The 26,693-nt window shown below is 69.1% G+C and carries 19 protein-coding genes and 2 pseudogenes; 11 read left to right on the top strand and 10 right to left on the bottom strand.

Annotation, left to right across the window (positions count from 1 at the left end; all coding sequences use genetic code 11):
• The coding region (gene sucB, locus PROPJV5_RS08020) for a 2-oxoglutarate dehydrogenase, E2 component, dihydrolipoamide succinyltransferase (protein ID WP_119715824.1) at positions 1-1,092 on the top strand (1,092 nt) is incomplete at its 5' end.
• 133 nt (positions 1,093-1,225) lie between these two features.
• Here the strand turns inward: sucB and PROPJV5_RS08015 are convergent.
• Entirely contained in the window at positions 1,226-2,314 is a 1,089-nt protein-coding gene (locus PROPJV5_RS08015) for a glycerol dehydrogenase (RefSeq protein ID WP_119715823.1), read from the bottom strand.
• Between the two features lie 385 nt (positions 2,315-2,699).
• Here PROPJV5_RS08015 and PROPJV5_RS08010 point away from each other — a divergent pair, with 385 nt between their 5' ends.
• The 4 genes from PROPJV5_RS08010 (at position 2,700) to PROPJV5_RS07995 (ending at position 7,452) form a co-directional block, all read left to right on the top strand.
• Positions 2,700-3,461, top strand: a complete 762-nt coding sequence (locus tag PROPJV5_RS08010) for a DUF4191 domain-containing protein (RefSeq protein ID WP_119715822.1) — start codon at positions 2,700-2,702, stop codon at positions 3,459-3,461.
• A 43-nt stretch (positions 3,462-3,504) separates the two neighbouring features.
• Positions 3,505-5,295, top strand: coding sequence for an ABC-F family ATP-binding cassette domain-containing protein (locus tag PROPJV5_RS08005; protein ID WP_220474390.1), 1,791 nt, complete (start codon positions 3,505-3,507; stop codon positions 5,293-5,295).
• A 269-nt stretch (positions 5,296-5,564) separates the two neighbouring features.
• A complete protein-coding gene (locus tag PROPJV5_RS08000) occupies positions 5,565-6,536 on the top strand; it encodes an asparaginase (RefSeq protein WP_119715820.1) in 972 nt (323 codons plus the stop codon).
• 28 nt (positions 6,537-6,564) lie between these two features.
• Complete coding sequence (locus tag PROPJV5_RS07995) at positions 6,565-7,452, top strand: polysaccharide deacetylase family protein (RefSeq protein WP_119715819.1); 888 nt, start codon at positions 6,565-6,567, stop codon at positions 7,450-7,452.
• A 221-nt stretch (positions 7,453-7,673) separates the two neighbouring features.
• On the opposite strand, the gene PROPJV5_RS07990 is transcribed toward PROPJV5_RS07995, so the two are convergent.
• Positions 7,674-9,404 (bottom strand): ABC transporter ATP-binding protein, encoded by a 1,731-nt coding sequence (locus PROPJV5_RS07990; RefSeq protein WP_119715818.1) that lies wholly within the window; start codon positions 9,402-9,404, stop codon positions 7,674-7,676.
• Complete coding sequence (locus tag PROPJV5_RS07985) at positions 9,401-11,119, bottom strand: ABC transporter ATP-binding protein (RefSeq protein WP_220474388.1); 1,719 nt, start codon at positions 11,117-11,119, stop codon at positions 9,401-9,403. The genes PROPJV5_RS07990 and PROPJV5_RS07985 overlap by 4 nt, the downstream gene beginning before the upstream one ends.
• 567 nt (positions 11,120-11,686) lie before the next feature.
• Between PROPJV5_RS07985 and glnA (PROPJV5_RS07980) the strand changes: the two genes are divergently transcribed.
• A complete protein-coding gene (gene glnA, locus PROPJV5_RS07980; RefSeq protein ID WP_119715816.1) occupies positions 11,687-13,108 on the top strand; it encodes a type I glutamate--ammonia ligase in 1,422 nt (473 codons plus the stop codon).
• Between the two features lie 146 nt (positions 13,109-13,254).
• On the opposite strand, the gene PROPJV5_RS07975 is transcribed toward glnA (PROPJV5_RS07980), so the two are convergent.
• Complete coding sequence (locus PROPJV5_RS07975; protein ID WP_239018436.1) at positions 13,255-13,866, bottom strand: PIN domain-containing protein; 612 nt, start codon at positions 13,864-13,866, stop codon at positions 13,255-13,257.
• 82 nt (positions 13,867-13,948) lie between these two features.
• Positions 13,949-14,359: a helix-turn-helix domain-containing protein gene (locus tag PROPJV5_RS07970; RefSeq protein WP_119715814.1), complete on the bottom strand. Its 411-nt coding sequence runs from the start codon at positions 14,357-14,359 to the stop codon at positions 13,949-13,951.
• 150 nt (positions 14,360-14,509) lie between these two features.
• Between PROPJV5_RS07970 and PROPJV5_RS07965 the strand changes: the two genes are divergently transcribed.
• Both PROPJV5_RS07965 and PROPJV5_RS07960 read left to right on the top strand, forming a co-directional pair.
• The gene (locus tag PROPJV5_RS07965) at positions 14,510-15,040 is read left to right on the top strand and encodes a hypothetical protein (RefSeq protein ID WP_119715813.1); all 531 of its coding nucleotides are present in this window, start codon (positions 14,510-14,512) and stop codon (positions 15,038-15,040) included.
• 7 nt (positions 15,041-15,047) lie between these two features.
• On the top strand, positions 15,048-15,608 hold the full coding sequence (locus PROPJV5_RS07960) for a TetR/AcrR family transcriptional regulator C-terminal domain-containing protein (RefSeq protein ID WP_119715812.1): 561 nt from the start codon (positions 15,048-15,050) through the stop codon (positions 15,606-15,608).
• A gap of 24 nt (positions 15,609-15,632) precedes the next feature.
• Here the strand turns inward: PROPJV5_RS07960 and PROPJV5_RS07955 are convergent, their stop codons facing one another.
• The 3 genes from PROPJV5_RS07955 to PROPJV5_RS07940 form a co-directional block, all read right to left on the bottom strand.
• Entirely contained in the window at positions 15,633-16,466 is an 834-nt protein-coding gene (locus PROPJV5_RS07955; RefSeq protein ID WP_119715811.1) for a decaprenylphospho-beta-D-erythro-pentofuranosid-2-ulose 2-reductase, read from the bottom strand.
• Positions 16,463-19,429 carry a bifunctional [glutamine synthetase] adenylyltransferase/[glutamine synthetase]-adenylyl-L-tyrosine phosphorylase gene (locus PROPJV5_RS07950; protein WP_119715810.1) on the bottom strand — a complete coding sequence of 989 codons (2,967 nt, stop codon included), beginning with the start codon at positions 19,427-19,429 and terminating at the stop codon, positions 16,463-16,465. The genes PROPJV5_RS07955 and PROPJV5_RS07950 overlap by 4 nt, the downstream gene beginning before the upstream one ends.
• Before the next feature lie 462 nt (positions 19,430-19,891).
• Entirely contained in the window at positions 19,892-21,523 is a 1,632-nt protein-coding gene (locus tag PROPJV5_RS07940; protein WP_182858640.1) for a GAD-like domain-containing protein, read from the bottom strand.
• 402 nt (positions 21,524-21,925) lie between these two features.
• Here PROPJV5_RS07940 and PROPJV5_RS07935 point away from each other — a divergent pair, with 402 nt between their 5' ends.
• Positions 21,926-22,663 (top strand): sterol carrier family protein, encoded by a 738-nt coding sequence (locus PROPJV5_RS07935; RefSeq protein ID WP_147385403.1) that lies wholly within the window; start codon positions 21,926-21,928, stop codon positions 22,661-22,663.
• Positions 22,664-22,818: 155 nt separating this feature from the next.
• Here the strand turns inward: PROPJV5_RS07935 and PROPJV5_RS07930 are convergent, their stop codons facing one another.
• Together PROPJV5_RS07930 and glnA (PROPJV5_RS07925) are read right to left on the bottom strand one after the other, a co-directional pair.
• Positions 22,819-23,916: a threonine synthase gene (locus PROPJV5_RS07930; RefSeq protein ID WP_119715806.1), complete on the bottom strand. Its 1,098-nt coding sequence runs from the start codon at positions 23,914-23,916 to the stop codon at positions 22,819-22,821.
• 25 nt (positions 23,917-23,941) lie between these two features.
• Positions 23,942-25,276: a type I glutamate--ammonia ligase gene (glnA, locus tag PROPJV5_RS07925; RefSeq protein WP_119715805.1), complete on the bottom strand. Its 1,335-nt coding sequence runs from the start codon at positions 25,274-25,276 to the stop codon at positions 23,942-23,944.
• A 147-nt stretch (positions 25,277-25,423) separates the two neighbouring features.
• Between glnA (PROPJV5_RS07925) and PROPJV5_RS12915 the strand changes: the two are divergent.
• Both PROPJV5_RS12915 and PROPJV5_RS12910 read left to right on the top strand, forming a co-directional pair.
• Positions 25,424-25,559, top strand: a pseudogene (locus PROPJV5_RS12915) (DUF2510 domain-containing protein); the annotation flags it as partial.
• A 711-nt stretch (positions 25,560-26,270) separates the two neighbouring features.
• Positions 26,271-26,412 (top strand): annotated as a pseudogene (locus PROPJV5_RS12910) (DUF2510 domain-containing protein); the annotation flags it as partial.
• Between the last annotated feature and the right edge of the window lie 281 nt (positions 26,413-26,693).

Raw genomic sequence — 26,693 nt, 5'->3', positions numbered from 1 at the left:
GAAGCCACCCCGGCACCGGCCACACCCGCCGCACCAGCACCAGCCGCCCCGGCCGAAACACCCGCACCGCCAGCACCGGCACCAGCAGCCGCCGCGCCCGCCGCCGGCACGACCCCCGCACCCGCCGCGCCGCGGGCCACGCTGCCCGAGTTCGAGGGCTACGTCACCCCGCTTGTCCGCAAGCTCGCCCGCGACAACGGCATCGACCTTGCCACCGTCACGGGCACGGGAGTCGGCGGCCGTATCCGCAAGCAGGACGTCGAGGACGCGATCGAGGCGCAGAAGGCCGCCGCGGCAGCTCAGCAGGCCGCCGCAGCGGCCCCGGCACCTGCTGCCGAGAAGGCCCCGTCCCCCGAGGCCGCCAAGAAGGGCACGACCGAGAAGATGACGAAGCTGCGTTCGATCGTCGCCACCCGCATGCGCGAGTCGCTGCAGGTCTCGGCTCAGCTCACCGCAACCGTCGAGGTCGACCTGTCCGCCGTCACCCGGGTGCGTGCCAAGGCCAAGGACGAGTTCCGCAAGCGCGAGGGCGTGGGCCTGACCTACCTGGCCTTCATCACGAAAGCAGCCACCGAGGCGCTGCGTGACTTCCCGAAGGTGAATGCCAGCATCGACTCGGAGGCCGGCACGATCACCTACCACGAGTCGGAGGACATCGGCATCGCCGTCGACACCCCCCGGGGCCTCCTGGTGCCCGTCATCAGGGGGGCCGGGGACCTCAACGTCGGTGGAATCGCGAAGAAGATCGGGGACGTGGCCGCCCGCGCCCGCGACAACAAGATCGGCCCCGACGAGCTGAGCGGCGCCACGTTCACGATCACGAACTACGGCTCCACCGGCACCCTGTTCGACACCCCGATCATCAACCAGCCCAATGTGGCGATCCTGGGCACCGGCGCGATGGTCAAGCGTCCGGTCGTCGTCACCGACGGCTTCGGCAACGACACCATCGCGATCCGTCCGATGATGTACCTGTCGCTCACCTATGACCACCGTCTCGTCGATGGCGCCGACGCCAGCCGCTTCCTGTCGGCCGTCAAGGCTCGTCTCGAGGCCGGTGACTTCGGCGGGGAGTTCGGCCAGGCGCAGTAGTCCCCCTGCTAGCAGGGCACGCGGTGAACCCCCGATGCGGGGCGGTGAGATCGTCTCACCGCCCCGCATCGTCGTTGGTGCAACCGGGGCTCGGCCGTCCCCGGCAGAGGGCCGGAGCTGGAGGAGCAGCGCCCTACTTCACGGCGGCGCTGAGCGCATCGACGGCGCGGAGAGCCGCGAACACGTCGTACGGGCTGACTGCGAAGGGCATGTTGGCCATGGTGTCCGCTGGCGAGCACGCCGCCTCGGCGACCGTCATGAGGTCGTCGTCGCCCACTCCGTCCAGACCGAGATCCGCCAGACGGGTGGGCAGGCCGACGGTGCGGCAGAACCGCACGATCCGTTCGAACTCCTCGCGGGGCGCGTTCTCGAGGATGAGCTGGGTGAGGGTGCCGAAGGCCACCTTCTCGCCGTGGAGCTGCTGGTGGGTCTGCTCCAGCACCGTGAGTCCGTTGTGGATGGCGTGGGCGGCAGCCAGCCCGGAGGACTCGAAACCGATCCCGGACAGCAGCGTGTTGGCCTCCACCACGGCCTCGAAGGCCTTGGTGATGACGCCCTGCTCAGCCGCGATCCGCGCCTCGTCGCCCTGGTCGAGCAGGGTGTCCAGACACAGCCTGCTGAGTGCATGCGCCGCATTGGTGGAGCGTCCGCCCGCCATCGTCCGGGCATCGGCCCGGCGGCAGGCGTCGGCCTCGTAGAAGGTGGCGAGGGCGTCCCCCATGCCCGCCACGAGGAAGTGAGCCGGTGCCTGCACGATGATGTCGAGATCCATGACGACCATCACCGGGTTGGAGGGCAGGAACAGGTAGGACTCGAACGCCCCGCCCGGGGTGTAGACCACGCTGAGACGAGAGCAGGGGGCGTCGGTGGACGCCGTCGTCGGCGCGATGATGACGGGAAGACCCGCGTAGTGGGCCACGGCCTTCGCGGTGTCCAGCGTCTTGCCGCCGCCGATGCCGACGACGACATCACACTGGCGGACCGGTTCGGCGTGGCGGGCGAACTCCTCCCGCGAGCACTCCCCGCCGAACACCGCGAGGGTGCAGGACATGCCGGCCGGCTCGAAGGAGGCGGTGATCCGGGTGTTGTACGTGGTGTTCACGAAGGGGCCGACGATGAGGTAGGCGCTCGTGGCGCCGATGTGCCGGCAGTACTCGGCGAGATGGGCCATCTCGCCGGGACCCTGGATGTAGCTGCCGGGAGAGGCCAGAATCCTGCTCATGATGTGTCTCCTGCCTGTCGTCGTTGACATGCCGCCGGAAGCCGACCGCGCCGCGCGCGGTTCAGCTGTCAGCTTAGGGAGCGGTCCTGCGGGGAGTCAACGGCGTGTGCGGCGCGACCAGGGATGATGCCGGACGGGCCGACGACGGCCGGAGGCCGCGGGGTCAGCGGCACGGCCGGCGCGACGATCCCGGCGGTCCCCTCGGTCACGGCGTGTCGGGCCGATGTCTCCTCGGCGACGCACGGGGGTCTCCGGGGCGGCCCCGAGCGAGATGTCTTCGGGGCGACCGTGCCCTGGACTAAAATGTGCCCGGCACAACCGTTCACGCTGCACCGCTGGCAGCGAGGGGCGCGGCATCACCCGGGACGAGGGCGAGGAGACGGACATGGCGAGTGAGCGGGCGAAGGAGCTGGCCCGGAAGCAGAAGGCCGAGGCCAAGGCCCTCAAGGAAGCCAAGAAGCACTCCGACAATCCCTCCGACTGGGGCACCGTCCGGCAGCTGCGCGAGAGTTACAAGCTCGCCGCCCAGTACAAGTCGTCGACCCCGTGGATCCTGCTGGCCTGCGTGCTCGGCTGCACCGCCGTCGGCGTGGTACTCGGGCTGCTGCTCGACCCGATGGTGATGTGGATCATCGTCGGTTTCTTCGGCGGCCTCACGCTGGCCATGTACGTGATGCAGCGCGTCGTCAAGAAGGCCGCGTTCGCCCGCGCCGTCGACCAGCCCGGCGGCGGCGAGATGGCCCTGAGCATGCTCGACAAGAAGAAGTGGCACTACACCGCCGCCGTCGCGGTCGACCGTCAGATGAACTGCGTGCACCGCGCCGTCGGCCCCGGCGGTCTCATCCTCATCGGCGACGGCAAGGGCGCCCACAATCTGCTCGGCGCCGAGGCGAAGCGTTACAAGCAGGTGCTCTACGGCGTCGAGGTGCAGACCATCATGATCGGCGACAAGAAGGGCCAGGTGCCGCTCGAGGACCTCACCGCTCACATCAAGAAGCTCCCCAAGACCCTCAACAAGGAGCAGATCGAGGAGATCGCCTACCGGCTCAAGGGCCTCGACCGGATGCACTCGCGCGTCCCGCTGCCCAAGGGCCCCCTCCCCACCAGCGGCAACATGAAGGTGTCGCGCCGCGCCATGCGCGGATGAGCCGCCGAGCGGCCGCTGCCGTGTCCCCAGCCGGGGGCCGGCGCTGATGGGCGCGCACCTGCTGGGCGCGGAGGACCTGCACCTGGAGTACCCCACCCGGGTCGTCCTCGACCAGGTGACGCTCGGGGTCAACGAGGGCGACCGCATCGGCATCGTCGGTCGCAACGGCGACGGCAAGTCCAGCCTGCTGGGACTGCTCGCCGGCACCATCACGCCCCAGGACGGCCAGGTCACCCACCGCAACGGCCTGCGCGTGGGCATGCTGTCCCAGTCCGACGGGCTGAACCCCGCCGAGAGCGTCGGCCACGCCATCGTCGGCGACCGCGCCGAGTACGAGTGGGCCGGGCAGGCCCGCATCCGCGACGTCATCGCCGGGCTGGTGTCCGACCTCGACTGGCACGCGCCGATCGGCGACCTCAGCGGGGGCCAGCGCCGCCGCGTCGAACTCGCGGCGCTGCTCGTGGGCGAGTGGGACCTGCTGATCCTCGACGAACCCACCAACCACCTCGACGTCGAGGCGATCACCTGGCTGGCCGGGCACGTCACGCACCGCTGGCCGCCGAACGCCGGTGGCCTGCTCGTCGTCACCCATGACCGCTGGTTCCTCGACGAGGTCTGCACCGCCACCTGGGAGGTGCACGACGGCATCGTCGAGCCCTTCGAGGGCGGCTACGCGGCCTACGTCCTGGCCCGCGTCGAGCGCGACCGCATCGCGGCGGCCACCGAGGCCAAACGGCAGAACCTCATGCGCAAGGAACTCGCCTGGCTGCGCCGTGGCGCACCGGCCCGCACGTCCAAGCCGAAGTTCCGCATCGAGGCGGCCAATGCGCTCATCGCGGACGTGCCGCCCGTGCGCAACCCGCTGGAACTGCAGCGGCTGGCCGTCGCACGGCTGGGCAAGGACGTCGTCGACCTGGAGGACGCGAGTGTCAGCTTCGACGGGCACGAGGTGCTGCACGAGATCACCTGGCGCATCGGCCCCGGCGAACGCGCCGGTGTGCTCGGCGTGAACGGCGCCGGTAAGTCCACGCTGCTGGGCCTGGTGAGCGGCTCGCTGGAACCGACGAGCGGCCGCGTCCGGCGGGGGAAGACCGTCAGAATCGGCATCCTCGACCAGCAGTTCCGCCGGCTCGCCGAGATCGCCGGCGACCGCGTCCGTGAGGTGCTGGCCCGGACCCGGACGACTTTCCGCGTCGAGGGACACGACCTGACCCCCGCCCAGCTGCTGGAGCGTCTCGGGTTCGCCCACGAGCACCTCGCCACCCGTGTCGGCGAGCTGAGCGGCGGCCAGAAGCGGCGCCTGCAGATCCTGCTCCTGCTGCTGGACGAACCGAACGTCATGATCCTTGACGAGCCGACCAACGACGTGGACGCCGACATGCTCGCGGCCTTGGAGGATCTCCTCGACTCCTGGCCGGGCACCCTCATCGTCGTCTCGCATGATCGTTACCTCGTCGAGAGGGTCACCGACCAGCAGTACGCGCTGCTGGACGGGCGGCTGCGTCATGTGCCCGGCGGCGTCGACGAGTACCTTCGGCTGCGCGCGGAGGAGAAGGCCGCCGCGGCCGCCAGCGCCGGGGCCACGCCGGCAGCCGCCGGCTCCTCCGGGGTTTCGGGCGCGGAGCTTCGAGCCATGCAGAAACGGTCGAGGGCCATCGAGCGGCGCATCGACAAGCTCACCCTGGCGCGTCAGGAGCTGCAGGAGCAGATGGCGGGCGTCGAACCGTCCGATTACGAGGCGCTGACGCAACTCACCGGGCAGCTGCACGCGATGGACGCCGAGATGGCCGAACTCGAGGAACGCTGGCTGGAACTGGCCGAGCAGCTGGGCTGAGACGCGGTGCCGGTCGGGGCCGGAGCGGCCGGGACGCAACTGGGCCACCGGATCCATGGACTTCGGGGCCGGCAGGACCGTATCGTGAGTTGCAACGAACCTCCAGGGCGGGCTGCTGAGGCGGCCGCGCGGCCGGTCATCGGGACCACCGCCGGGCAGGCCCCGGCCATCCGGCGTCGGCCGGGCCGGCGGCGCCTCGCCCCCTACGGGTCCGTCATGTCGCGGTCAATGGTGACCGCGGTGCGCACTTCCGGAGGAAGGAGCACGAGGTGTCTCATGTGCGGGTTCTCGGCACGGGCGGGACGATCTCGTCGCGATCCGGCGAGGAGTACCGTGGCGCGACGGCCAGCGATGACGCCGCCCTGCTCGTGGGCGAGGCAGGCGGCCGGATCGAGGTGTGCGCCACCGACGTGCTCAAGACCGGCAGCTATCTGCTGACGTTCGCAGATCTGCGGGTGCTGCAACGGGCCGTCGCCGAGGCCCTCGCCGACGAGGACTGCGCAGGTGTCGTCATCACCCATGGCACCGACACGATGGAGGAGTCGGCGTTCCTGCTCGACCTGGTGCACGACAGTCCCAAGCCCGTGGTGCTCACCGGCGCCCAGCGCACCGCGGACTCCCCCGCCCCGGACGGGCCGGGCAATCTCAACGACGCGATCACCGTTGCGGCCTCCCCGGCGATGCGCGGCTGCGGCGTACTGATCTGCTTCGCCGGCGAGGTCCGCTCCGCCCGCGGCACCCGGAAGGCCCGCACCTGGTCGCTGTCGGCGTTCGACGGCGGCACCGTGGTGGCCACCGTCCGCGACCAGCAGCTGCACCAGGTCGCCGTCCCCCGCAGGTTCCCGCCGCTGCCCGCTCCGGGTGAACGTTTCGACCGGACCAGGGTCGAGGTCGTGCCCTGCTACCTCGGCGCGACGCCGGGCGTGCTCTCCCACGTGATCGACGAGGGCGCCGACGCGATCGTGCTCGCCGGCACCGGCATCGGCAACGCCGGTATCGGCTTCGGTGAGCAGGTTGAACGCGCCACCAGGGCCCAGATCCCCGTCGTCCTGTCCACCCGGGTGGCATCAGGTCCCACGGTGCCGGTCTACGGCAACGGGGGCGGGGTCGACCTGGTGGACGCCGGCGCGGTCCCCTCCGGCGACCTCAACGCATACCAGGCCCGGATCCTGTCGGCCCTGCTCGTCGCGAACGGGGCATCGGCCGACGGTTTCCGCGAGCAGTTCTACTGCTACGTCTGACACCACGAGTGGACAAGGAGTGATCACCATGTCGAAGAAGATCTACGTGTCGTTCGGCATCGACATCGACGCGGTCGGCGGCTGGCTGGGGTCCTACGGAGGCCAGGACTCCCCCGGCGACATCTCGCGCGGCATGTTCGCCGGCGAGGTCGGCGTGCCACGGCTCCTGAAACTGTTCGAGCAGCAGGAACTGCCCGTCACCTGGTACTGGCCGGGGCACTCGATCGAGACCTTCCCGGAGCAGTTCGACCAGGTTGTCGCCTCCGGCCACGAGATCGGCGTGCACGGCTACTCGCACGAGAACCCGATCGCGATGACCCGCCGCCAGGAGACCGAGATCCTGGACTACTGCACCGACCTGATCGAGAAGCGGTCGGGCACCCGCCCGGTCGGGTACGTGGCGCCGTGGTGGGAGTTCTCCCCCATCACCAACGAACTGCTCGTGGAGCGGGGCTTCCTCTACGACCACTCGCTCATGCACAACGACCACACCCCCTACTACGTCAGGGTGGGTGACACCTGGACGAAGATCGACTACGAGGCCGAGTCGGCCTACGAGTGGATGAAACCGCTCGTCCGGGGCGAGGAGACCGACCTCATCGAGCTGCCGGCGTCGTGGTACCTGGATGACCTGCCGCCGATGATGTTCATCAAGTCGAGCTTCACCAGCCACGGCTTCGTGTCGCCGCGGGACATCGAGCAGCTGTGGACCGACCAGTTCGACTGGGTGCAGCGGGAGATGGACTACGCGGTGTTCCCCATCACGATCCACCCCGACGTGTCGGGCCACCCGCAGAACCTGCTCATGCTGGAAAGGCTCATCGCGCACATGCGTGAGGCCGACGGGGTCGAGTTCGCCTACATGAAGGACGTCGCCCTCGACTTCGCGCAGCGCTTCCCCCGCACCACCTCGTGACGACGCGCCGACGTCCGCCGAGAACCGCAGGGTGAACCTCCGCCCAACCGCAGGGCCAGTCTCACCCTGCGGTTCTCGTGCGTCTTTTCACGACGACCGCAGCCCGAACGCAGACCGCAGGATCATCCACACAGCAGAACGAGCAGCACCCCAACCGCAGGACCAGCATCGCCCTGCGGTTGTTGTGCGTCTTCCCACGACAACCGCAGGACGAGCGCAGGTCAGTCGTTGGTGATGTGCCAGCCCTGCGCCTTCAGGCGTTCCTCCCAGAAGCTTGCGTAGCGGCCGGGCAGACCGACGAGTTCCTCGTGGGTTCCGAGCTGGGTGATGCGCCCGTCCTCGAGGACGGCGATCTGGTCGGCTGCGGCGATGGTGGACATGCGGTGCGCGATGACCACGACGGTGCGGTCGCGTGCCAGCTCGTGCATGGCCTCGACGACGGCCGCCTCGTTCTCGGCGTCGAGCGCGGCGGTCGCCTCGTCGAAGAGCAGGATGGGTGCGTCCTTGAGGAGCGCCCGGGCGATGGACACGCGCTGGCGTTCGCCGCCCGACAGACGGTTGCCGCCCTCGCCGACGCGGGTGTCCCAGCCGTCCTCCAGCCGCTCGGCCACTTCGTCCAGCCGGGCCAGGCGGGCGGCATGGCGCACCTGCTCATCGTCGGCGTCGGGCCGGCCGAGACGGATGTTCTCCTCGATGGTGCCGTCGAACAGGTAGACGTCCTGGAACACGAGGGCCATGCGACTCATGAGCTCCTCGGTGCTCAGCTCCCTCACATCGGTGCCGCCGATGCGCACGCTGCCGCCCGTCGCGTCCCAGAAGCGCGCAATGAGACGGGTGAGTGTCGTCTTGCCCGAACCGCTGGGGCCCACCAGCGCCGTGAGCGTGCGCTCAGGGATGTCAAGGCTCACGTCGTCCAGCACTGTGCGCTCGCCGTCATAGGAGAAACTCACGTGGTCGAACGTGATGCCCGAACCGTCGGCCCGGTTCGGCGTTTCGGGCTGGGGAAGGGGCTCCTCGTCCAGGACGCGCTGCACGGCGTCGAGGGCGTTCTGCGTGACGCGGATGCTCATGCCCTGCTGCCCGATGCTGTTGAGGGCGTCGACGGCGCGCAGCGCCAGCACGGCGACGAAGACGAAGTCGGCGACGCCGATGCCGCCGGTGGCCAGGACGAGTGCCGCCGTGACGAGCACCAGGGCGAAGATGCTCTGCACGAGCAGGGTGTGCGTCCACATGGGCAGGCCCGTCATGCGCAGGGTGCGGACTGTGGCGTGCCGGTCGGTCCCGATGGCCTCACCCAGGGCTCCCCAGGCCGACTCGTTCCGGTTCGCCGAGCGAAGGGCCGGCTGCGCCTGAGCGAACTCCAGGATGCGGGACGACAGCTCCGCGCCGGCCCGTTCCTCCTCGAAGTGCCCGTCGCCCACGGCCCTGGCCATCCAGCGGGAGCTGGCGTACAGCACGGGTGTGAGGACGAGGAACGAGAGCCCCACCCGCCAGTCCACGACGAAGAACAGGACGGCGACCGTCACCGGGGTCAGTACCGAGAAGATGAGCTGGCGCATGAAGATGCTGGGCATGTTCATGACCATCTGCAGGTCGTGGGTGAGCAGGGTCGACATCTGGCCGCTGCGTTCCTTGGTGAACCAGCCGAGGGGCAGCTGAACCAGGTGGTCGCCCAGCCGGTGCTGGATCGGCCGGAGCACGTGCTTGATGCCGATGAGATAGCCGCGGTTGTCAGCCCAGTACAGCACGACGCCGTAGACGAGGGCCACCCCGGCCCCCGCGGCGAGCAGGACGAGCGCCCGGGCGACGTCGCCGCCGACGAGGGCGCGCAACAGCGGCAACAGCAGCGCGAAAATGGCGGCCTCGAGCAGGCCGGTGCCGACGTAGACCCCGGCTTGCGGCAGGACACCGGTGCGGCCGGCGGCGAGCCGGTCCATCTGGTCGATGATCATCGCGCCAGTCCCTCCTCATCCTTGACCTGCTGCTTGTCCCACAGCGCCGCGTACCGTCCGCCTCCGGCGAGCAGTTCGTCGTGGGTGCCGCGTTCGACGATGCGCCCGCGCTCGACGACGAGGATCTGGTCGGCGTGGGTGATGGTGTTGAGTCGGTGCGCGATGACGACGGTCGTACGGCCCCGGGCCAGGTGCGCGAGCGCGTCCTGAATGGCCACCTCGTTCTCGGGGTCGGCGTGAGCGGTGGCCTCGTCGAGGATGAGGATCGGCGCGTCCTGCATGATGGCGCGGGCGATGGCCACGCGCTGGGCCTCGCCGCCGGAGAGCTCGCCGTCGTCGGAGCCGATGATGGTGTCGTAGCCGTGGGGCAGTTCCATGATGCGGTCGTGGATCTGGGCGTTCTGGGCCGCCGCGACGACCTCGTCGTCGTCCGCGTCGGGCCGCGCGAGGCGGATGTTGTCGCGGATGCTCTGACGCAGCAGCATGCTGTCCTGCAGCACCACGGCAGTCCTCGACAGCACCTGCGTGGTCGTCACGTCGCGGAGGTCCACTCCCCCGATCCTGACGACCCCCGACGTCGGGTCCCAGAAGCGCGGGATGAGGCGCGCAAGGGTCGTCTTGCCGCTGCCCGAGTCCCCGACCAGTGCCGTCACCGTGCCCGGGCGCAGCGTGATGTCGACGTCGGTGAGCACCGGCGCCGACTGCGTGCCGTAGGCGAAGCTCACCCCTTCCATCTGCACGCTCAGCTCGCCGTCGGGGAACTCGCCGGGTTCGTCGGGCTCGGTCAGGGGCTCTGCGGCCAGGACGGTGCCCAAGTGCCCGCTGCTCTGCAGGGCCAGACGCAGGAAGCCGAGGGATGTGGCCATGTTCAACAGGGCGCTGGGGATGCCGACGCCGAGGATGAGGAAGGGGACGCAGTCGACGAGCCCCAGCCAGCCCCGTGTGACGAACAAGATGGTGAGTGCACAGAGCAGGATGAGCATGACGGCCGGCGAGAACAGGGCCGCGACCGTGCTGAACGGCCCCGCGGTGCTGATGCCCCAGCGATAGGCGATGTCGGCCAAGCGATCGACGGCCTGCGTGAAACGCCGGTTGGCGCGGGCCGAGGTGCCGTAGGTCTTCACCACCTCGACGCCGTCGATCATCTCGACCGAGGCGGCGGACAGCTCGACGATGGCGTTGTTGTACTCGCGGTTCAGGCGATCGTGGTCCTTGCTCATCGGGATGAGCGAAACGCCGAGGCCAACCAGGACGTACAGCAGCAGGATGAGCGCGAACCGCCAGTCGACGGTGAACAGGTAGACCAGCGGGATCAGCGGGGACAGGAGCGCCGCGGTGATGTCCGCCGGGGCGTGTCCGACCGCCTGGTGCATGGACAGCACGTCGTCGGAGGCGGCCTGCTTCACCTGGCCGGAGGGGTTGTCGAGGAACCACCCCAGGGGCACCCGGGACAGGTGCCGGATGAGTTCCTCTCGTACGCCGACTCGGAAGTCCGCGTCGGCGTAGTGGCAGATGCCTGTTCCCATGCCGAAGAGCGCCCGGCCCAGGAACGCGGCGACGGCGGCTGCGGCCAGCGGGCCGGCGAGTGCCCCCGGCGAGGGGATCCGGCCGGAGAGCGCCTGCTGTGCGATGCGGGTGATGACGAGGTACGGGACGAAGGTGCACGCCGAGGACAGTGCCGTCAGGAGCACGCCCAGGGCGATGGTGCGTCTCACGGGGCGCATGAAGCGTGTCAGTACGGCAATGGCGCCAGGAGACGGGGCCGAACCGTTCCGCGTCTCCTGCCCCGGCTGCCCTGTCGGTTCGTTGTCGGCCATGACCTTCCCCGGTTCTCGCTATGGGCCTGATGCATGATGCGCCGCGGGCCTCGTCGTCCCGAACACAGCAGGATCCGACCCGAGCTGGACCATCGGCCTCGAATCCCGGTGCCGCTCCCGTGTGGGGTCCGAGCCGCAGCATGACCCGAGGCCTCAGGCGCACTGAGGCTAACATTCAAGCACATATATTGGGAAGGCTTTCCTAAAGAAATACCGGCGAGCACAACCCTGCCCGGTCGGGCCCATGAGCATGCCGGCACGGCCGAGGAGACCACCGGGCCCGCACCGCCCCCACCGCGGCAGCCCTCCCGGCATTGACCGGGGTCTCGTCAAGGCCGCCCGGACCGAACCGATACCTTGGTGAAACACGCGTGCAACACGGGGAGACTCAACTGCTAGTAGCGTGATCCCCGACACCGCACGAGCACGGCACCGGGCCGCGCTCGACTCTCCCGGAGGGACATCATGTTCAAAGGCGCCGACGACCTGCTGAAGTTCATCGAGGACGAGCACGTCGAGTTCATCGACGTACGCTTCTGCGACCTGCCCGGCGTCATGCAGCACTTCGTCGTCCCGGCCAGTGGTTTCGGCCCCGAGGCCTTCACCGAGGGCCTCGCCTTCGACGGTTCCTCGGTCAAGGGCTTCGCCACCATCAACGAGTCCGACATGGCCCTCATGCCAGACCCGTCCAGCGCCTGGCTCGACCCCTTCCGCGATCACAAGACTCTCATCGTCAACTTCTTCGTGCACAACCCCATCACGAAGGAGCCCTACAGCCGCGACCCCCGCAACATCGCCCGCAAGGCCCAGGCCTACCTCAGCACCACGGGCATCGGGGACACCGCCTACTTCGCCCCCGAGGCCGAGTTCTACGTCTTCGACGACGTGCGCTACGAGACCAACGGCCACCAGTCCTTCTACTCGGTCGACGCCGAGGCGGCCGCCTGGAACAGCGGACGCGAGGAGGAACGCGGCAACCAGGGCTACAAAGTCCGCGTCAAGGGCGGCTACTTCCCCGTCGCCCCCACCGACCACTACGTCGACCTGCGCGACGAGATGGTCACGTACTGCCTCAAGGCCGGCCTCGACATCGAACGCGCCCACCACGAGGTCGGCTCGGCCGGCCAGGCCGAGATCAACTGGCGTTTCGACGAGCTGCTCGCCAGCGCCGATGACACGATGAAGTTCAAGTACATCGTGAAGAACACGGCCTACCGGCACGGCAAGAGCGCCACCTTCATGCCGAAACCCGTCGCGGGCGACAACGGCTCGGGCATGCACTGCCACCAGTCCATCTGGGAGAACGGCGAGCCCCTGTTCTTCGACGAGAACGGCTACGCCCAGCTGTCCGACATGGCCCGCTTCTACATCGGGGGCCTGCTCAAGCACGCCCCCAGCCTGCTGGCCTTCACCAACCCGACGGTGAACAGCTACCACAGGCTGGTGCCGGGCTTCGAGGCCCCGGTCAACCTGGTCTACTCGAACGGGAACCGGTCGGCCTGCATCCGCATCCCCGTCACGGGCCCGAACCCGAAGGCCAAGCGCATCGAGTTCCGCTGCCCCGACCCGAGCTCCAACCCGTACCTGGCCTTCGCCGCCCAGCTGATGGCCGGCATCGACGGCATCCAGAACAAGATCGAGCCCCCGGCGCCCATCGACAAGGACCTCTACGAGCTGCCGCCCGAAGAGTACGACGAGGTCGACCAGGTCCCCAGTTCCCTGGCCGAGGTGCTCAACGCCCTCGAGGAGGACAACGAGTACCTGCTCGCCGGTGACGTCTTCACGCCCGACCTGATCGACACCTGGATCGACATGAAGCGCGAGGAGATCGCCGAGCTGCAGCAGCGCCCGCACCCCTACGAGTTCGACCTGTACTACCAGATCTGATCCGCCGCCTCGAATCCACGTCTTCGGGTCCGTCTCAACCGAGGCGGGCCCGAAGGCACTTTAAGCCATCCAGAAGCCCGTTCGAAGGACCCTTGCCCACCCCCGGTCACTTCCGTACTGATCTGGGCTAAATTAACCTCTCAGCGTCAGATAGGGGCATGGCCATGGCTCGAGCCGCTCAACGCTAAGTACAAGTGCCGACCGACACGTGACGCAAACTCTGGACACCCTGCTTTCCTCAGGTGAGCCGCGATATCAGGTTCGTCGGTATTACCCTCCCAGTATCTGAACTGAAGTAGAGCCGCCGCCCGTACGACAGATGGCATCGACTCGTCGACAAGCGTGAAGAACTCGTCTGGGGTATAGACCTCGTAAGGAAGCTCATCCCGGTTCACAGCGTGAAAACCCTTGTCACTGGTCACCACGTAATCAGCCCGGCAAGCAACCGCTGCCGCATGAATGTGTTGATCGTTCTCATCTGCAAGAACAACGTTGTCAGGCCGCCCATCGAAATCATCCAGCCGTCCCGCCGGGAACACGACCTCAAACTTTTCCCGAAACTTTGCGACATTCTTGCCATCCCACTCAGGGTGTTTCCGTCGCAGGTGATAAGCGGTTTCAGCGTAAACATCCTCAGTCCAGTAGACCATGAAAGGGGCATGCTCTGGCACCAAATAAATCTGGATCAGCCAGTCCCGAAGTGTCCTGGACATCCAGAAGTTGGCGTCAGGGAAGATCGAGGTTCCCCCAAGGGTCATCACTCGCCAAGCGTAACAGCACATCCTTCGGCATGCTGTTCACGAGAAGAACGTCCTTCCACGCAGAGCGGCAGGACGAGGGTCACAGTTCATCACCTTCCAGTTCGAGGAGTTCGGCGAAGGCTGCGCGTTGGCGTTCACGGCGCTCATGCAGCTCCGTGAAGACGTCCTCGGTCCTCAGCCTGTGGTGCGTCCCCACCTCGTGGGCCGGGATCCGGCCTTCACGGATCATCTTCATCAGGGTGGGGCGCGAGATGCCGAGGATCTTGGCCGCGGTGGACGTCGTCAGCTCTTCGGGCAGAGCGGTGACACTGAGAGTCCCTCCCCTTGCCGTCACGTCGAGTACCCGGAGAATGAGCTCCACGGTTCGCAGCGGCAGGTTCTCAATGTGCAGAACGGCCTTGGGACGACGCATCTCCTCGGCCACGGTTTCGGCTGCCCGCGCATCCTCGGCAGTTGTCAGGACATGTTCGGCGTCGGTCACGATGGCCATCGGCTTCCTCCCTTGAACACCCTGCCGAGTTGATGCGAGAGCCCTCGCGAGAAGTCCTCGACATCATCTGTAACAGTAAGAGCTTTCACTTGTATCTGCAAGTTCTAGACGCTCGTTTCTCAGCCCATCGGGACTGCCATACTTGGCCTCATGGGCTTCCTGAAGCACTCACTCGCGATCGGCGGCACGGCACTGGCCGTGCTGGCGCTTGCCGGGTGCGCGGATCCGCCGGCACCGGAGCCCTCGGCGAGCTCCACCGCAGCGAGCCCCTCCAGCCCGGCTTCGAGCGCATCGGGCAGCCCGTCGCCCCTGGCCGCCGAGGGACTCGTCCTTCCCGCACAGATCGCGGGCTGGAGCACCCGGGAGTCCCCCACCCCGGCGCCGACGACCATCGACAACTCGTCGGCCGTCCTGCAGACCGGCCTCTACACCGACGGCACCGGCACCCGTCTCGTGACCCTCATCGCGACCCGGGACAAGGGCTACCTGGAGTCGCAGCGCAGGAGGACGACCGGCTCGACGACGGTCGGCGCCTCCCACTGCGGCACGCCCCAGGACGTACCGGACGCCACCACCTGCACCCGCGAGCTGACCGGCGGGCTGATCCAGGTCACCGCGACCGGCTCGACCGCCGAAGAGCTCGGCGCCTTCACGAACGACCTCTACGACGCGCTGGGCTGATCGCAGCATGGCACTGACCGAGAAGGACGTCATCGACGCGGCCCTGAGCATTCTCGACGAGTACGGCCTGGCCGATCTGACGATGCGCCGCTTGGCCGGGACCCTCGACGTGAAGGCAGGGGCGCTCTACTGGCACGTCGCCAACAAGCAGACCCTGCTCGCCAGACTCGTCGCGACCATTCTCGACGGCCTCGAGGTCCCCGCCGGGCCGTGGCGCCAGTCCCTGGCCGCGTGGGCCGACGAGTTGCGGGCCCGCCTGCTGGCCCACCGCGACTCAGCCGATCTGCTCGCCAGCATGCGAGCCATCAACATGGCGGCCACCGACCTGGCCGAGGGGCCCGCGGCGGCGCTCATCGCGGCGGGATTCGACCAGGCGCGGGCCGGTCTGGGCGCCCGCACACTCGTCCATCTGGTCATCGGCCACGTCAACGAGGAGCAGCAGCGCGCCCAACTGTCCCCGCTGGCCGGCGCGGACGGGGGCGCGGCCCTCGCGGCCGAGGACGGCGAGACGGACTTCCGCGCCGGCGTCCAGCTGCTCCTGGACGGCATCGCCGCCGGGGCCGGCTGAGAACCACCGCCGTTCAGCAGATCATCACCAGGGCAGTCGGCGTGCCAGCGACGACGGCAGCACGGTGAAGACCGCCATGAGCGGCCCGAAGACGGCCGGCACGCGCACCAGCTCGCGGCCGGCCTCGTCGGCCCTGGCCACGGCCCGGCCGACCTGCTCAGGGTCGACCGCGAGCGCGACGCGACGCCCCGCCGTCATCGCGCTGCGCACGAAGCCCGGGCGGACGAGGAGCACGCCGATGCCGTCGGGGCGCAGGGCCTCCCGCAGGCCGGTGAAGAAGCCGTCCATACCGGCCTTGGAGGCGCCGTAGACGAAGTTGGAGCGCCGCACCCGTTCGGCCGCCACCGAACTGATCGCGATGATGCGGCCGCGCCGCCCGGTCGCCCACACCTGCCCGCGGAGCCGCTGGGCGACGAGCACGCCGATGCTCACCGCGGCCGTCGTGTTGACGGTGAAGACGTTGACGGCGGCGTCCGCGTCCTGCCAGGCCCGCTCCTGGTCGCCGAGCACCCCGAAGGCCACGATGACACGGCCGACCGGGTCGGCGAAGGCCTCGTCGACGGCCCTCTCGTGGGCCCCCAGGTCGGTGACGTCGAGGTCGATGACCCGCACGCGGGTCGCGCCCGCGTCGAGCATCGCCCGGCGGGCCGCGGGCAGCCGGGGCGCGCCCGCCCGGCACACGAGGACGACGGGTCGGGGCGCGCTCGCCAGCAGCTCCGCCGCGATGGCAAGGCCGATGTCGCTCGTCCCGCCGAAGACGACCAGGGCGCCGTCATCGCGGTCGGCGCCCCGGCCCGGCTCCGGTCGCCCGGCACCGGGGTTCCGGCCGGTGCCCTGCGGGAATCTCGGGCGCCTCATGCGTCACGCTCCCAGAAGATGCGGTCGACGACGTTCGAGGCGCGCCGCGAGGTGCGTTCCCAGTCCTCGATGAGCTCGGAGGCGTTCTTCATGTCCCGGCGCATCTGCAGGGCGATGGCCGCCAGGTCGCGCGGGTCCGAGGGCAGCAGGTCGCTGGAGCGGCCGCTGACGAGCATCGTGTGGTCGCGCAGCGCGCTGGCCAGCCGCCACGCCCGCCCGAGCACCTGGGCGTCGTGCTCGCCCACGAGACCGGTCTCACGCAGGGCGGCCAGCGCGGTCATCGTCGTCGGGGTGCGCAGCTGTTCGAGGTCGCCGGCGTGCTGCATCTGCAGCAGCTGGACGGTCCACTCGACGTCGGACAGGCCGCCGGGGCCGAGTTTGAGGTTGCGGTGCGGGTCGGTGCCGCGCCGGATGCGTTCGCGTTCCATCCGCCCCTTGAGCCTGCGGATCTCGGTCACCTGCTCGGCCCTGAGACCGCCGGGCGGGTAGCGCAGCGGCGCGATGCCGTCCAGCAGGGCGTCGACGAGTCCGCGGTCGCCGGCGCCGTAGTCGGCCCGCACGAGGGCCTGGTGCTCCCAGGTGCTCGACCACCGCTCGTAGTAGGTCAGGTAGCCGGACAGGGTACGCACCATCGGACCCTCCTTGCCCTCGGGCCTCAGGTCGGCGTCGACCCGCAGGGCGGGGCCGCGTCCCGGCGCGTTGAGCAGGGCGCGCAGGCGGGCCACGACGCGGGTGGCGACGGCCAGCTGCTCGCTGCTCGTGCCGTCGGGGACGATGAACATGGCGTCGGCGTCCGAACCGTAGCTGAGTTCGGCGCCGCCCCAGCGTCCCATCGCGACGACCCCGATCGGCGGCACCGGGTCGATCTGCTCGCGCCCGATGATGGCCAGGGCGACCTCGATGGTCGCGGCCATGACCGACGACAGTCCGGCGCCCACGTTCTGGGTGGTGACCAGGCCGAGGGCGTCGCCGAGGGCCAGGCGGGTGAGTTCGCGGCACCGTATGGTGCGCAGCGCCTCGATCGCCTCCTCGGTGTCGTCGTGGCGGCGGGCTGCGGCGCTCATCGTCTCGGAGAGGCTCTCGCGGCTGCGCGGGGCGAGCTGGGAGCTGTCGGCGAGCATCTGCACCGCGCCGGGCACGTAGCCGATCATCTTGATGACGTAGCGGCTGCTCGACAGGATCGTCGCCAGGGACTCGGCCATCTGCCCCTCGTCCCGGAGGGCGCGCATGTACCAGCTGGTGCCGCCCATCGCCTCGGACAGCTGACGGAAGCTGAGCAGGCCGAGGTCGGGGTTGGGGCCCTCGGCGAACCAGCCGAGCATGGCGGGCATGAGCTGGCGCTGGATCTCAGCTGTGCGACTGGCCCCCTTGGTGAGCGCCTCGATGTGGGCCAGCGCCGAGCGCGGGTCGGCGAAGCCGAGGGCCTTGAGGCGGTCCTGGGCTGCCTGCGGGGACAGCCGCAGCTCCTCGTCGGACAGCTGCGAGACGGCTTCCAGCAGCGGCGAGTAGAAGATGCGGCGCTGCCGGTGCTCGACGTCACGGGCCGTGCTGCGCCAGGCGTGCCACAGTTCCTCACCTTCGTGCATGCCCAGGGAGCGGGCGATGCGGCGTCGGTCGTCGTCGCACAGCGGCATCAGGTGACTGCGGCGCAGGTTGAACAGCTGGATGCGGTGCTCGACGACACGCTCGAACCGGTAGGCCCGGTCGAGCTCGGAGGCGTCACCGCGGCCGATGTAGCCGTGCTGGGCCAGTGCCCGCAGGGCGGGCAGGGTGCCGCGCAGGCGCAGCCGCTCATCGACACGGCCGTGGACGAGCTGGAGCAGCTGCACGCTGAACTCGATGTCGCGCAGGCCGCCGGCGCCGAGCTTGATCTCGGTCTCGGTGTCCTTGGCCGGGATGAGGTCGACGACCCGGCGGCGCATGGCCTGCGCCTCGCTCATGAAGTCGTCGCGGCCGCCGGCCTGCCAGACAAGGGGTTCGACGATCCGGCAGAAACCGGCCGTCAGCTCGGGGTGGCCGGCCATGGGGCGGGCCTTGAGCATGGCCTGGAACTCCCAGTTCCTGGCCCAGCGCTCGTAGTAGGCCCGGTGCCCGGACAGGGTGCGGGTGAGCGGGCCCTTCTTGCCCTCGGGGCGCAGTGCCGCGTCGACCTGCCAGATGGTGCCGCTGGCGGAGTGGGCCGAGCAGATGCGGGTCATGGCGGCGGCGATGAGATTGCCCACCGCGGTGGCCTCCGAGGAGGGGACCGACTCGTCGGCGGGTTCGGCGACGAAGAGCACGTCGATGTCGGACAGGTAGTTGAGCTCCTGGGCTCCGCACTTCCCGAGCGCGATGACCCCCAGCCTGGCCTTTGCCTGCTCGGTGACCTGCCCGCGGGCGATCGCGAGTGCGCAGCCCATGATGGCGTCCGCGAGGTCGGCGAGTTCGGAGGCGACCGAGCTCACGATCTCCGGGGGGTCGTCGGCCGACAGGTCACGCCCGGCGATCCGCAGCAGGTGGCGCTTGTTGGCCAGGCGCAGCCGGTCGGCGGCATCGGGTTCGGTGGCGACGGCCCAGGCCAGCTCGTCGGGTCGGGCGTCGACGAGTTCGCCCAGCCCGATGGCGGTGAGCAGGTCGGCGCGGATGCGTGCGGCGGTCCACCGTTGCGGCTCGTCGGCGAGGACGCGCACATCCTGCGGGTGGGCGCCCAGGTGGCGGCCGAGGGCCTGGCTGAAGCCGATGACGGTGACCAGGCGGCGGCGCCAGTCGCCGTCGCCCATGACCTCGTTGATGAGCTCGGGGTCCTTGTCGAGGAGTTCGGCGAAGGCGGTGAGGGCGAGGTCCGGGTCGGCCGTGGCGGCCAGCTCGTCGATGAGCCCGGCCGGGTCGACCGGCAGCGACTCGAGCACCTCGGCGGCGTGGGCGGCGCCGGTGAACCCGCGCCGCGCCAGGATGCCCGCCAGTGTCGTCCTGCGTGCTGCCATGGCCCCTCCTCACCGCACACCCGTGTCGCGGTCCGCTGCACACGAGCCTAGACGGTATGTGGGTGGCCCCGGGTTGTGGTGAGGTTCTGGTGGGCCGGTGGCTTGCCGCGTAACGATGCGTGGGCTGCCGGGCAGGGCGGGCTTGTCCGGCCTCACGCGGTCATGTGTGGGAGGCCCCGGTTGTTCACGCGGGCGTACGAGTGATGGTCAGGATGTGCACGCCCGCTGTGTGGTGGCGCATGCGGTGGATGTGTGGACCGGAGAGATCTTCAGGGCGTGTGAGGACTGCCGTTCGGATCTGATGCGGGCCCGGCACCACCAGCACCGCTACGTTCCCGGTAAGACGATCCGCGACCGCCGGGACCTCGCCGGCACCACCCCGGGCCAACACGAGACAGGCGCCGCCAGGCACCCCGTCCGGCGGCTCCTCGTCCTTCCCACGTGACAAAACCCCTAGTCATATCAGCTGTTGTCGTAGTCACTCATCGGATCATCCACCCTGATCCCACCTTGCCATACCCGCGCGGTCAGGTAGGTGATGGCGTCGACGATGTGCAGATTCTCCACGCTGAGTGGCCCGCCCAGCGTCGGCGGCACGACGAACCCGTACATCTGCCCTGAATTGACCGGACCCAGCCGCTTGAGTGCCTGCGGCGCCAGCGGTCGCTCCAGATCATCCGCAGGCTCCGTCACACTCCATTCCGCCGCAGAAGTGAAAACTGCGCGACCGTCCCGCTGTCGCGCCGCGGGATCAGGATCGCTGGAGGACAATATGGCGGGCCAATCGATGATCACCTCTCCGTAGGCGGGATTGATCGTCAGGCTTCTGCCGCTGTCCTCCCCCCACAGGAACAGATCCCCCATGGCGCTGCGAGCCACACAGAACCACGTGTCCGCGAACGGCAGCTGGTCCCAGACCAGGTCCAGCCACATCTTCACCACCGTCATCCATTGAAACGGATTGGTGATCCAGAACAGGCCATCGCCGAAACCCTCGAACCCGAACCGCCGCCACACCCTCAGCACCGACCGCGGGACAAAAACTGCCATCCGTTCGAAGTACTCCTCGGGCACCGGTACGGCCACACCCATCGGCTTGAGGTTCGCGCCCCCGGGCCCCAGTAGATCGTGGTCGATCACCTCATCGGTCAGCGCATCCTGCGCGGCCGGATCGGACGGCTCAGGAACCATGTGCCACGGGATCGCCGAGCCGGCATCGCCCTGCCCGGCACCGGCCGCCCCGCCGTTCTCCTCACCCATCTGCTCAACCGGGGGAGCCACTGGATCGGCACCGATGAGCGTGGAGACCTGCCCCCAGTTGGCGCCGACCGGATCGCTCACAGTGATCTCGTCCTGCTGCGCCTGCAGGGTCAGGTAGGTCTGCGCGTCAACGATCCGCAGATTGTCGACGCTGAGCTGCCCGCCCAGCGCCGGTGGCAGTACGAAACCGTACACCTGCCCCGAGTCGACCGGGCCCAGTCGTTCAAGGGCCTGCGGCGCCAACAGCGGTTCCATGTCATCCTCGTCGTCCTCAGGATCCTCAACGATCCGGCCAGCGGGACCGATGAACCGGACACGTCCGGCTCGTTCACGGACCGCCGGATCGTCGAAGGACAGTAAGGCGAGCTGGTCGATGATCACCTCGACACGAGTGGGGTCGACCTCCAGACTGCGGCCGGTTTTCTCACCCCACAGGAACAGGTTCCCCATGGCGTCACGGGCAAGGCAGTACCAGGTATCCGTGAACGGAAGCCGATCCCTCACCGGCTCCAGCCACATCTGCACCACCGGCGCCCACTCCAGCGGGTCGGTGATCCAGAACAGGCCGTCACCGAAGCCCTCGAACCCGAACCGCCGCCACACCCGCAGAATCGACCGGGGGAAGATCTGCGCGAACCGCTCGAAGTATTCCTCCGGCACCGGGGTCGCTACGCCCATCGGCGCAAGTCCGGCCCCCGTCACCGGATCGAGCAGATCACGGTCAATCAACTCATCGGTCAACGCATCCTGCTCCACCGGGTCATCAGGCTCCGGCGGAGGCGTCATGGCCCAGAAGTCAGCCGCGCCGGCGCCTTCGTCCTCTTCGTCACTCACACCCGCCTCCTGGAGACCCTCGCGCAGCCGACAGCGCCTCTTCAGAGCGCACGTCATCGGGCTCTCGGCGGCTTCCGCCCGAGCCGGACGCGCAGAACAGCACGCCACATGCTGGGCCGGTCTCGAGACCAACCCCACTGCCCTCGTCAGGAGCCTACTCGAACCTCGGCCAGTTCGTGCCGCATCATAGATCTGCGCAGAAACACTGCTCTGCTCAGTGATTGCTGGTGCAATGCGGATGCCTCGTGATCCCGCCGGGCCGTGGCCACCGCGGGACGTGGGGTCTTCAGTCCCGAGCTCCGCGCCTCGACAGCCGATGAGCGGGTAGTCTCGCAGCGCGCTGACCTGCCGTCCACGCGTCAGGTGGGCGACGATGAGGACCAACGAGGCGGGAGGGATCGCATGGCAACCCGCGCCGAAGCGGCAGCACGCAGATCGGCAGGCGCCCATCTCACCCGGCTGAGGGCGCTGAGAGACCCCGCGGAAGCCCACGGAGCCCGCGCCCTGGCCGAGCTCATCTGGCAGACAGAGGTCGTCGAGCGGGCGGCCACTGCCCCGCTGCGCGCAACCCCGATGTCGCTGGCCGACTACCTGACCGCCCTGGAGCAGGACCGCCCGGCCCGCGACGATCGGGTCGACCGTCTCGCCGCCGACGAGTCGCCGGAGCAGCTGGCCGCCCACGCGGACGAGGCCCTAGCCGCGTGCGGGCGGGCGCTGGACGGGGCCGGTACGGGTGTCGTCGAGACCGACCAGGGGCCCGTCAGGCTGCCCGACGTCATCCGGGCCGCGACGATCGAGGCCCGCCTGTTGGCCGAGCGGTGCGGGGCCGGACTCGACCGGGCGGGCACGGCCGAGGCGCTGCGGGCCTGCGCGCAGGCGCTGAGCGAACGCCACCCGGGCCAGAGCATCGAACTGCGGGTGCCCCCGGTGACGGCCGTGCAGCTCGGAGCGCTCACCGGCGGCCCGACGCACCACCGCGGCACCCCGCCGAACGTCGTCGAGACCGACCCGGACACCTTCTGGGCCCTGTGCACCGGCATGCTGGACTGGACCGCCGCGCGAGAACGGCACCTGCTGCGCGTCTCGGGCGTGCACGCCGCCGAGGTGCGGCAGATGCTGCCGGTCATCGCCCCGCGCTGATCCGGGCTGGTCCGCCCCCCGGCGGATCGGGGAGGAACGCGAAACATGCGAGGCGGCGCCCGGTCGCGCAGGCCCCCCGGGCGGGTCTGGGAAGAGTCGGGTACCGGCACGGGGCGGCCGGCACCCGAGCGCCGGAGTGATGCCCCGGCCCGGGCTCAGTGGTCCGACTTGAGGCCGGCCCCGCACATGGCCGTGAGGCAGTCGGGGGTGGGTCCCCACTGCCGGCAGTACTGCCAGTAGGCGGCCAGGTTCGCGGCCGTCGTGTGCTCGCAGTAGACGCCCCTGGCGGCGAGCGCCGCGCGGGCCCGCAGGATCTCGTCCTCGGGGGCGTGGACGAAACGCACGCCGTACCTGCGGGCGTGGGCGAGGATCTGCGCTCCGCGCATCGGCGCTCCGATGGCGATGCCCTCAGCGAGGGTGGGTTCCGGCGTGACCGTCACCGGCTGCGAGGCGCCGGCCTCGGCAGCCCGCAGCAGCGGGTCGCAGCCCTGCGCCTGGACGGCGATGATCTGCGGCATCGTCTCGATGAGTCCCGCGTGCAGCAGGTCCTCCAGGCCCTTCATCAGGCCGAGGAACAGTGTGCCGTTGCCGACCGGCACGAGGATGTTCGCCGGGACGCGCCCCAGCTGCTCGTAGATCTCGTAGGCGAAGGTCTTCGTGCCCTCGTAGAAGACCGGGTTGTAGACGTGATTGGCGTAGTAGACGCCCTCGTCGGCGACCTTGGCGCGGCAGACCTCCGCGCAGTGGTCGCGGTTGCCCGGCACGACGTTGACCGTGGCGCCGCAGGCCCTGATCAGGTCGATCTTCTTCGGTGAGGTGCCCTCGGGCACGAAGATCTCGCAGCCGATCCCGGCGCGGGCGCAGTAGGCGGCCACGGCGTGGCCGGCGTTGCCGCTGGAGTCCTGCGCGACGTTCTCGACCCCGATCGAGACGCAGTGCGCGACGAGCACCGCGGCCCCGCGGTCCTTGAACGACAGGGTCGGCATGAAGTAGTCCATCTTCAGCGCCAGGTCGTCGTCGAAGTCGATGATCGGGGTCATGCCCTCGCCCATGGTGACGGACCGCCAGGCGGTATCGTCGTCGAGCCCCATGAAGGCCCGGTAGCGGAACATGCTCCACTCGCCGCGGTCAACGGCGTCGAGGCCGAACGGCGGGTGCTCGTGTTCCAGGTCCCACAGGCCGCCGCAGGCGCACCCAGACGCCCGGGTGGTGGCCGGCTCGCGGGCCCCGCATGACGAGCAGACGAACATCATGGCAGGCCTCCTCCGCTTCGCTGGTTCAGATCCGGCCGATGCCCCGCTTGAGTTCCCACGGGGTGACCTGCTGGGCGTACTCGAAGTACTCGGCGCGCTTGTTGCGCAGGAAGTAGTCGAAGACGTGCTCGCCGAGGGTCTCGGCGACGAGCTCGCTGGACTCCATGGCCTCGATCGCCTCGTCGAGGCTGCGCGGCAGCGGGGCGATGCCGAGGGCGTGGCGCTCCTTGTGGGTCAGGGCCCACACGTCGTCCTCGGCCTCGTCGGGCAGCGGCAGTTCGCGTTCGATGCCGTCCAGCCCGGCGTTGAGGAGAAGGGCGTAGGTGAGGTAGGGGTTGCAGGCCGAGTCGATGGCCCGGTACTCGATGCGGGCGCTGGACTGCTTGTTGGGCTTGAACAGCGGCACCCGTACCAGCGCCGACCGGTTGTTGCGGCCCCAGCAGATGTAGGCGGGCGCCTCGCCGCCGCCCCACAGGCGCTTGTACGAGTTGACGAACTGGTTGGTGACGGCGGTGATCTCGCGGGCGTGGGCCAGCAGGCCGGCCACGAAACGCCTGCCGGTCCTCGACAGGCGCACCTCGTCGGCGGCGTCGAAGAAGACGTTGCGGTCGCCCTCGAACAGGCTCATGTGGGTGTGCATGCCCGAGCCGGCGGCGTCGGTGAACGGCTTGGGCAGGAAGGACGCCTGGATGCCCTGGGCGGCTGCGATCTCACGCACGACGACCCGGAAGGTCATGATGTTGTCGGCCATCGACAGGGCGTCGGCGTAGCGCAGGTCGATCTCGTGCTGGCCCGGCGCGCTCTCGTGGTGGCTGAACTCGACCGAGATGCCCATCTGTTCGAGCATCATCACGGCGTCGCGGCGGAAATCGGTGCCGTCGTCCATCGTGGTGTGGTCGAAGTAGCCGGCGTTGTCGAGCGGTTTGGGCTCGAAGTCGCCCTGGCGCAGTTTCTCGAGCAGGAAGAACTCGATCTCGGGGTGGCAGTAGAAGGTGAACCCCATGTCGGCGGCCTTGCCCAGGGCCCGTTTGAGCACCTGCCGCGGGTCGGCCATCGCCGGCGAGCCGTCGGGCATGGTGATGTCGCAGAACATGCGTGCCGTGTTGGCGTGGGTGCGCCACGGCAGCAGTTGGAAGGTGGACGGATCGGGGTGCGCGATCATGTCGGACTCGTACACGCGGGCGTAGCCCTCGATGGACGAGCCGTCGAAACCGGTGCCCTCGTCGAAGGCGCTCTCGAGTTCGGCCGGGGCCATGGCCACCGACTTCAGGAAGCCCTGCACGTCGGAGAACCAGAGCCGAATGAACTTCACATTGCGTTCCTCGACAGTGCGCAGGACGAACTCGGTTTGACGATCCATGCCCCCAAGTGTGCCAGCGCGCACCGCCCAACGCCGACGCGACCGGGGGGCCGAGGCGATAAACTCCACTGTGAGCCACCGTCTCGGCCATGACAGGCCGCCGCGCGGACAGGGGTTCGCCCGGTTCACCGTCGTTGAGGAGTGCGCATGCCCGTCCCCGGTTGGTACCCCGACCCAGCAGGCACACCCGGCAGCTACCGCTACTGGGACGGACACACCTGGTCCGACGCCACAACAACCGACCCCGCCACAACACCACCACCAGCAACCACACCCGCCACAANCATCACAGCCATCGCCCTGACCCGAGGCGGACTCAACCGACACGGCGACGTCCCCGAGGACACCAACACCGCAGCACCCACCGAACCCGTCTGGGACGAAACCAGCACCCCCACCCCCGAAGACACCTCCAACCAATCCAGCCAACGCTGCCCCGTCACCACCGCATCGGCCGAGTCGAGCCAGCCCGCCAAGGGCATCGCCGGGGGCGGCCTGAAGGCCCCGGACATCTCGGGCTGGCGGACCTCGTCGAGTTTCTACCTGGACTGGGTCTCGGACACGCACACGCTCATGGACACGGTGTACACGGGCTGGATGTCGAACGTCTCGGTCGGGGCCCTGAACTTCGAGGACGGTTTCACCGATCTGAGCACCTCGGCCCGCCAGACCCTCGAGTGCTACGCCTCCAGCGGCTACTACTCCGGGTACACCGGCCGCAAGGACCTCGTCGAGGAGGAGACCACCGTCGACGGGCACCAGGCCTGGCACATCCAGTCCGAGGTCTACGTGTCGATGAGTTCCCTGCCCCAGGTCAGGGGCGACGTCGTCGACATCTACGTCGTCGACGTCGGCTCGAACGACCACCTCGGCGTCCTCATCTCCAGCGTCACGATCGGCGACTCCGGCCGTGACAAGAAGGTGCGCGACTGCATCTCCGGGGTCGAGGTCACCTCCTAGAGCCGTCTTCACCCACCGTCGTTGAGGAGTGCGCATGCCCGTCCCCGGTTGGTACCCCGACCCAGCAGGCACACCCGGCAGCTACCGCTACTGGGACGGACACACCTGGTCCGACGCCACAACAACCGACCCCGCCACAACACCACCACCAACAACCACACCCGCCACAACAAGCANCGCCATCATCACAGCCATCGCCCTGACCCGAGGCGGACTCAACCGACACGGCGACGTCCCCGAGGACACCAACACCGCAGCACCCACCGAACCCGTCTGGGACGAAACCAGCACCCCCACCCCCGAAGACACCTCCAACCAATCCAGCCAACGCTGCCCCGTCACGACAGGCGGGACGACGACCGATCAGGTGGATGGCTCACTGACCGGTGGCAACCTGCGGGTCCCCACGATCGAGGGCTGGGACAAGAGTTACAAGGGTCTCGACTGGGTCGCCGAC

The sequence above is a fragment of the Propionibacterium ruminifibrarum genome, from assembly GCF_900289195.1.
Lineage (GTDB): Bacteria > Actinomycetota > Actinomycetes > Propionibacteriales > Propionibacteriaceae > Propionibacterium > Propionibacterium ruminifibrarum.
This window is presented reverse-complemented; position numbering and strand designations above follow the sequence as displayed.